Source organism: Bacteroides sp. OM05-10AA, from assembly GCF_003439055.1.
Classification (GTDB): domain Bacteria; phylum Bacteroidota; class Bacteroidia; order Bacteroidales; family Bacteroidaceae; genus Bacteroides; species Bacteroides intestinigallinarum.
This window is the reverse complement of the sequence record NZ_QSUR01000044.1, coordinates 39,003-45,981: the sequence shown is the minus strand read 5'-3', so window position 1 is coordinate 45,981 and position 6,979 is coordinate 39,003. Positions and strand designations below refer to the sequence as shown.

7 protein-coding genes are annotated in these 6,979 nt (G+C 39.5%); all 7 read right to left on the bottom strand.

The window, feature by feature from the left end; genetic code table 11:
• Positions 1–398 precede the first annotated feature (398 nt).
• From DXB58_RS24100 to DXB58_RS24070, 7 genes are read right to left on the bottom strand one after another with little or no spacing between them, the layout of a single operon-like run.
• Positions 399–1,919: a class I SAM-dependent DNA methyltransferase gene (locus tag DXB58_RS24100; protein ID WP_122138495.1), complete on the bottom strand. Its 1,521-nt coding sequence runs from the start codon at positions 1,917–1,919 to the stop codon at positions 399–401.
• Between the two features lie 31 nt (positions 1,920–1,950).
• Positions 1,951–3,966, bottom strand: a complete 2,016-nt coding sequence (locus DXB58_RS24095) for a DNA cytosine methyltransferase (RefSeq protein WP_122138494.1) — start codon at positions 3,964–3,966, stop codon at positions 1,951–1,953.
• 16 nt (positions 3,967–3,982) lie between these two features.
• Positions 3,983–4,267, bottom strand: a complete 285-nt coding sequence (locus DXB58_RS24090) for a hypothetical protein (RefSeq protein WP_122138493.1) — start codon at positions 4,265–4,267, stop codon at positions 3,983–3,985.
• A 5-nt stretch (positions 4,268–4,272) separates the two neighbouring features.
• The gene (locus DXB58_RS24085; RefSeq protein WP_199487884.1) at positions 4,273–4,620 is read right to left on the bottom strand and encodes a hypothetical protein; all 348 of its coding nucleotides are present in this window, start codon (positions 4,618–4,620) and stop codon (positions 4,273–4,275) included.
• 10 nt (positions 4,621–4,630) lie between these two features.
• Positions 4,631–4,912, bottom strand: a complete 282-nt coding sequence (locus tag DXB58_RS24080; protein ID WP_122138491.1) for a DUF3127 domain-containing protein — start codon at positions 4,910–4,912, stop codon at positions 4,631–4,633.
• Between the two features lie 11 nt (positions 4,913–4,923).
• Complete coding sequence (locus DXB58_RS24075) at positions 4,924–6,294, bottom strand: DnaB-like helicase C-terminal domain-containing protein (protein ID WP_122138490.1); 1,371 nt, start codon at positions 6,292–6,294, stop codon at positions 4,924–4,926.
• Complete coding sequence (locus DXB58_RS24070) at positions 6,291–6,977, bottom strand: DUF6291 domain-containing protein (RefSeq protein WP_122138489.1); 687 nt, start codon at positions 6,975–6,977, stop codon at positions 6,291–6,293. Before DXB58_RS24070 ends, DXB58_RS24075 begins: the two co-directional genes overlap by 4 nt.
• Positions 6,978–6,979 lie beyond the last annotated feature (2 nt).

Genomic DNA, 6,979 nt, shown 5'->3' with positions numbered 1-6,979 from the left:
TCGCCTACCTTATATTCCCGGTCATTGTCTGTTTCGCCTAGAATAAACTCCATACCTGTAGTTCCCAGCCGAAATACGCCTACACAGTAGGTAATACCTTCACGTTTCTTGCTCTTTTTGAGAGCTAAAAGATAAATTCCTTGTTTTTCTGAATCCATAAGATTACTCCTTTTTTATTTAGTTATTAATCAATTATTTCAAATGTTACTTTCACTTTTTTACAGCGAAAGCCTTTCTTATACACCTGTTTCCATGTCAAATTAGTTCCGTCCAGCCAGCACCTAACGCAATCTCTTCGGTAATATTTTTGAGTATTCATCACAAATGTACCATCTGGGTAGGTTATCATGTACATTATATCTTCACGCATATTAGCTCCTTTCTGTATTGGTTATTAGTTAATCTTTAAAAGTCAGTTCTCCATTCATGAGTAATGGTAGCATCGAATCTCTAAGTTCAGCGAGAAGTCTATTTTCTTCATCATTAAGATAATAGATGTGTTGTTTATACATATTCATAAAGAAAGGCATGATACTTGACAATATCTCCTTATCCGTATTCTCAATACAAAATACTTTAGAATTGGAAGATTGGATGTATTTATTCTCAATAATCTTTTCCTTTACATCGTAATTTTTGAAAGATGCAAAGCTTTCATTCATAGACTTCACGATTTCGTTAGACGCTTCACAATCCCTTATTACTTCTACAAGCCCAAGTCTTTCAGCCCATACTTTATTAACGGTAATTTTAATAACATTACGTTCACGGATAATACGGTTAATATCTGATATGATAGCGTTAAAGTCACGATGAATAGTTCCTTCGAATTCGATAGGAAGATACGGACCAATGGTCAGACAATATTCGTGTTGCTCCAACTCTTCCTGTGAAATTCTTTTGGAGAATGATTCTTGCTCTTTTGTCACAAGCTCACATATAGCAGCAATCTGTTCGTCAGAGAAAGTATTAAATTCTTTTTTATAAATACGGTTGTAATGAGAAGCGTCACCTTCTCCACGTTGCTCTCTCACCTCAACAGATTTCATCCCTTCCGCATCAATAACCATCACATCCTTACTTGTTTTCCTCTTATCAAACAAAAGTATGCAAGTCGCTACAGATGTAGATTCAAACATCTTTTCCGGTAAAGAAATAGCTGCTTGCAGCCATCCCTTTTCAACAAAGTATCTCCTGCACTCTTTCTCTTCCTTGCTTGTCAGGACACCTCTGGGAAGAATCAACGCACATCTTTCACTTCTTTGCAAGCAATGAGCCACAAAGGCAAAATTACAGGTATATTGGGAAGGTAAATCATTGGTTATTATTCCGGATACCGGAACCCTCAAATTAAAAGGAGGATTAGATACACCTACATCAGCTTTTAGCAATTCTGTTTCCGGGAACATCGAACGCTGTACAGTCCCATAAACCGATCCTCTAATGACTGTATATGAATTGATAATATCACCTGTGAGTATATCTTTATTTACTACAGTCGCTTCTATGTTTCGGATGCACAAGTTAAACAATAGAATAGGTATAACTCGTTCATCCAGTTCCTCGCATACAAATTTAAGGTCTGGATTTACACACCATTTTTGAATGGTCAGAGCACCGGACCCGCAACAACAATCATATACTACTTTCTCGCCAGGCATACAGCTAAGATAAGAAACGAGTTTTGCGAGAGAGATTGGCGTGTAATCCTGTTTTTTATTCTCACGATCCGCATGATAGAACTGATATACTCTTTGCAACCAGTCTACGGTCAAATCGGGGCACAATTCTTTGTATCTATCAAAATAAAGAATTGGATTTTGAGAAAGCAAAGCTAATGCAATCTTATCCGGGAACGTCTCAATACTGACACATCCGAACAGATCACATATCTTCGCTGTTAATTCTTTTAATTCCATTTGATTCCTTTCTGATTTGTAATGAATTAATTTATGCTGCCACTTTTCTCAATTCTCGTAGTTTCCTGCTGACAGCTTCGCAGAGAACCCGTGCCATCGTTACCTCTACTGCATTACCTATAAACTTCTTTTGGTCGGCTTGTGTGCCAATTAACTTATAATCTTCGGGGAACCCCATGATGCGCTTTAGCTCTGGAATCTTTAACATTCGCATCAGGATGTCAACCATTCCATACACAGCCATGAACTCCTTTATCTTCCGGGTCATGGGGCTATCCGTTTCGTACACCTCGATAACAACTTCTCCTTCTTTTGTACATACCAGATAAGGAGGCATCTTATCCATGCGTGCAATGAGTGTAAAGCATGGGTTGTCTATGTTGCCACCAGCAGACATAAATTGCGGATTCATCAGGTAGTGCCACTTTCGGTTAGCAGTGATAACTGGTGCGGGATCATCTATCTGGCTGCCGATATTTCCAAAGTTAGTATTCATCACCCACGGGCGACAGCTTACAAGATTATACTTTGGATTCGATGTCAAGGCTCCAAGAGGCTGATTAACTCCGGCAGGCTTACTTTGCCCGAACTGCTGATCCATGAATTGGCAAGAGACAAGACGTTGCTTTGGATTAGCAAGAATAGCCGGGGACGGTGGGTTTACATCCGAATGCTGACCGCCACCAGAATAGTAGTTCATAAAGAACGGACTTACCAGAGAAAGACGGTCTTTGGTGAGCAGTGTCGGGCACGGGGCGTCTATATCTTTACCAGCATCATTAAAGTTATACGAGCAAAGAAACTTCGGATTCACGTAGTTGAACCTGTCTTTAGTAGGAACTGTAGGGCATGGCTTATCTACCTGGCTGACATTATCTCCATTACCATAATATGCAGCTAGAAACTTAGCGTTTATCAACGAATGGTTATCCTTGCACTTGATGGTATGTGCCGGACCGTCCACGGGTATATTCTTACTTTCCGGATGTCCACTGAAATACTTGGATAGAAACTGGCAACCTACTTTAGCAAACCGATTATTAGTAGTAAGCACTCCACAAGGTTCGTCGACAGATTTACAAGTATCTTGCGGTCTGCAAGTATTGTACCTCGAAAGGAAGTGAGCCTGAACAACTCCTAGTCGTCCCTGACAGCTTACCGTTGGACATGGTTCGTCAATCCCAGGAGGAATATGTTTGCCTGTCTTTCCATTGCTGGAATTGTATTTCAGCAGCCATTTGTCTTTACCGCCTGCCACAAACTTGATTAGACCCGCATAGATGCGTTCTAGTGTTTTCTCTGATAAAGGTTTCTTGCGGGTGAAGATACTTGTACCCTCGTCCTCGAAGTCCAACACGTCCTTGACAGGTTTCCACTTAGCGAGACTGCTGAACATATCCTGCTTACCTTCCTTGCAGTGCGTTGACTCCGGGAACACGATAGGCAATCCATCTTTGGCAAATATACCGAAAAACCGTTTGCGGCTGGTATAGGCTCCATAATCAGCAGCATTCATAATCCGGTGGTCGAAATTATATCCATAAGATTTCACGTTGCTAACCCAACGAGTGTAATCTTCTCCTTTGTGCATGGAAATAGGTTTTCCGTTTTCGTCCATTGGTCCCCATGACATAAATTCCTCCACGTTCTCAATTTGAATGTAATCGGGGTTGATGGCTTCGATATAACGAAACAGATGCTCTGCAAGCGTCCGACTGTCTGCATCCCGGGGCTGGCCACCTTTAGCTTTTGAGAAGTTGGTACACTCCAAGGATGCCCAAAGAACTAGATGAGCTTCTGGATATTGTTGCTTCATTCGTTGTACATGCGCGATTAAAGGAGAAAGCTCCAGTGTGCGGATGTCCTCTGTGAAGTGCATCGCTTCTGGGTGATTGGCTGCATGGCTGGCAATGGCATTAGCATCGTGGTTCACGCAGGCAATAACCTTGGCGCATTGTTCACCATTTACCTTTGCTGATTCTACCCCGGTGGATGTTCCTCCGGCACCGCAGAATAAGTCAATGTATAGTAGGTTTATATTATTCATTTCTTCTTAGTTATGATTAAAATGGTAAATCATCTTTTGTATCATATTTATCCAAAAACGCCTGCGCATCCTTTACTTGCCTACCTGTATATTCATCAGGACTATTCACTATACGCAAGCTGTTTTCATACTCCTGAATACCAGCAGCTAGGAAGTCTTTACTGTCTACAAACTGCTTTGCCTTTTCAAGTACATCGACGGCTTTCTCACCGTCACCGACTTCCAACTCAATACCAACTACTTCATTCTGGTAATTGCCAAGATTGAAACATTTTTGATAATAAATCTTTGTTGCTTTCATTTTCTTTATTCTTCAGTTACTATCTGGGGATGCCATTCAACAGGAACTTTCGCCCACTTTCTATATACTTCATCAAATCCTTGTAAATCATCGAACATATCCATTTTACACTTATCAGCAGTAACTAATGAGGCAAACTCTTTAAAATATCGGTCCGCACACTTGACAAAGTCATTATGAAGTTTTTTAAGATTACCAAGTAATAACCCTTTAGCGATCATTACATCAGATGCTTCTTCAATCAAGTTGTTCGCTTCACAATTCAAGAGATGAGCGGCTGATAATAACATGTTCACTCTATCCATACTTCCATCCTTTATTGCTATATTTATTAAATCTTGCTTTGGTCTCATAATTATTTATCTACATTTTTATCTGTTCAATACGATGAGCTTTAACTTCATTATACCAGTTGTTTTTATATTCTCTAGCCTCAACAGTAAAAGCAACTTTTACCATATCTCCAATTTTAGGAGGATTCTCTATCGGTCCATCGAAACTATACATAGCAAAACGCATTTTACTGTGATATCTTTCATTGGTTTCCATAACAAACTCCCTCTTCTCCCACTCTTTCCCATTTTTAGTGTTCCCGCTGGTAGTTGGCAATTCTACCAATATTTTGCCTTCTGTTTCACATTTCATTATTGTATTGTTTAAAAAGGTTTATCCTCCGATGAGGCTGACGGATTAATATGTGGAATATCCAATAAGTCATAAAACTGTGTAGTTTCTGCATTGAATCCACATATGAATTTCCATGTCCCAATACTACGTCCCTTAGCTATGTCAATCATTGCTGTATTTTCTGTTGATACATTAGAAAAAGGTTCCGGGTACTTTTTGTCCCTTCCGTAATGCTCTGGGCGATATAAAAGCAGGACAACATCTGCAGCTTCTGTTATCTGTCCGCTTCCACGTATTCGACTTATAGACGGGGCTACATCGACTTTATCACGACTTAATTGAGATAAGGCTAGTATCCATATTCCAAGATCTTTTGCTATATTTTTCAATCTCCGCGCAAAGATGCCTAGTTGCATTTCGTCTCCTGAACCGCTATTACTATTTGCAGAAAGGATCTGTAAATAATCGACAATGGCTCCATCTATATCATATCGTTTTTTCATCATCCTTATACTGGATATTATTGAATCAATCGTAGAAGTGCTTTTTCCATCGAAATAAAGAGGAAGATTGTAAATAGGCGCAAGTCCTTTATCTACCATGGAGAATTCCTCTGCTGTCAATTGCGCACTTGCTATACGTACTCCATTCACTCCGCTTGTTTTACTCAATATACGCTGTGACAACTCAACCGGCGACATTTCCATTGTGTAAAACGCCTGTTTTGCACCTGCTATAGCTGCATTTACACAGAAGCTAGTTGCTAGAGATGTCTTGCCCTGTGAACTGTCGGCTGCTATCACTGTCAAATAACCAGGCTTTAATATCCCTTTTCTATCAAGTTCACGAAATCCGGTAGGAGTACCTGAAGAAGCATCAGGGTTATTTATATTATTCTGGATTATTTTGTAGGCTCCTTCAAGGGCTTCACGCAAAGTTATCACACCAGAAGTCTGATCTGAATATATACCATCCAGAGCATTTCTTACTTTTTCTATAATTTCGAAAGGATCCTCTGTGACACATGGTATCAAACTTAATGCATTTTTGAGATTGTCTTCAATTTGACGCCTGGCACTAGCATCTTTCAGTATAGCAGCATGCTCGTACAGGTTCGTATAAACTCTTTGACCCACGATTTCAAAAAACAAAGGAGTATCCTTCTCTTCATTTATTCTCCCCCTTAGCTCACGTTTTACTACCATGAAATCAAATTTCTTACCTTTCTTATCCAGCTCTTTTATAATCTTGAATATCTGTTTATGAAAGTCATGATAAAAACATGCCTCATCCAGAATACTACTGACTTCTACAAGCTTATCAGGGTCATTCAATAGCGTTCCAAGTACTAGGCGTTCTTCATCCAGATCGTAAAATGCTATTCTTTCATTCCGTTTCATTGTTGATTTTCGGTTTTAATCCAATTTAATACAGTCCTATACAGGCTAGAGTATTGCTTCCGCTTATCTTTCCTATTTTCGATTTGAGAAATAACATCAGCGATTTGTTTTTCTGTATAGGTTTCCATTAATCTATCGAGTTCCTTCTCCGTTATCTGGTTCATGTTCTTAGGATTGGCGCAATAAGGAGCATTATCCTTTATCCAAGCCTGAAAACTTAAAAATTTGGGAGAGAGAGTGGAGCCGTTAGGCTCGTTTTCTTTCTTATCCGCGTTAGCGGATTCTTTCTTATTATCATTTACATTAACATTATCATATACATTGGGTTCCACTTTGGTTTCCGCTTGGTTTTGCGATGGTTCTTTGGTGGTTTGATTTTGGTTATTATTTGGTTTCAAATTGGTTATTGTTTGGTTATTGTTTGGTTTTGAATTGGATTCATCTTGGTTCCCTTTTGGGGGCCTACCTCCCTTCAAACCATTCTCAAACTTTCTATTATTCGCATTTATTTGAGGTATAACCATAGCTAGCATGGCGTTCGTAATCGGCTTTAGTGATTCAGTCGTTTCTCCGTATAGACCATACTCAATTATGGCCGTGAGCACTTCTCCCTGCATCTCTCTCGGCAAATTCTTGATTGCCTCCAACCAGCTTTTATAAAAAACAAATGATTCTCTTTCCATAA

What these genes read in the sequence shown, in the direction of transcription:
- DXB58_RS24100 (WP_122138495.1), bottom strand. Translation starts at nt 1,919, where the DNA reads ATGGAATTAAAAGAATTAACAGCGAAGATATGTGATCTGTTCGGATGT.
- DXB58_RS24095 (WP_122138494.1), bottom strand. Translation starts at nt 3,966, where the DNA reads ATGAATAATATAAACCTACTATACATTGACTTATTCTGCGGTGCCGGA.
- DXB58_RS24090 (WP_122138493.1), bottom strand. Translation starts at nt 4,267, where the DNA reads ATGAAAGCAACAAAGATTTATTATCAAAAATGTTTCAATCTTGGCAAT.
- DXB58_RS24085 (WP_199487884.1), bottom strand. Translation starts at nt 4,620, where the DNA reads ATGAGACCAAAGCAAGATTTAATAAATATAGCAATAAAGGATGGAAGT.
- DXB58_RS24080 (WP_122138491.1), bottom strand. Translation starts at nt 4,912, where the DNA reads ATGAAATGTGAAACAGAAGGCAAAATATTGGTAGAATTGCCAACTACC.
- DXB58_RS24075 (WP_122138490.1), bottom strand. Translation starts at nt 6,294, where the DNA reads ATGAAACGGAATGAAAGAATAGCATTTTACGATCTGGATGAAGAACGC.
- DXB58_RS24070 (WP_122138489.1), bottom strand. Translation starts at nt 6,977, where the DNA reads ATGGAAAGAGAATCATTTGTTTTTTATAAAAGCTGGTTGGAGGCAATC.